This is a genomic window from Xanthomonas sp. NCPPB 3959 (assembly GCF_056675575.1).
In genome coordinates this window covers 1-245 of the sequence record NZ_JBWWVR010000062.1, presented here as the reverse complement: position 1 = coordinate 245, position 245 = coordinate 1, and the positions used below count along the sequence as shown (strand labels likewise).

The 245-nt window shown below is 69.4% G+C and carries 1 protein-coding gene; it reads right to left on the bottom strand.

The annotated features are described in order from the left end of the window. Positions 1-245: AMP-binding enzyme (locus AC1KVG_RS21820; RefSeq protein ID WP_481095815.1), on the bottom strand; the 245-nt coding region annotated here is incomplete at both ends.

Sequence of the window (245 nt, the reverse complement as noted above, 5' to 3'; positions counted from 1 at the left end):
CCGTTGACCGTCAGCGGCAGCGCCTCCAGCACCACGTACGCCGACGGCTGCATGTAGCCCGGTAGCACCTCGGCCAACGCGCCCTTCAATTGGGCGATCCAGCCGTCAGCCACCACCTCCTCGGACGGCGTCACGTACGCCACCAGACGCGCCTGCGCCTGCTCGCCCCGCACCACCACCACCGCCTCACGTACCGATGCCTCGGCGTGCAGACGGCTCTCGATCTCGCCCAGCTCGATCCGGAA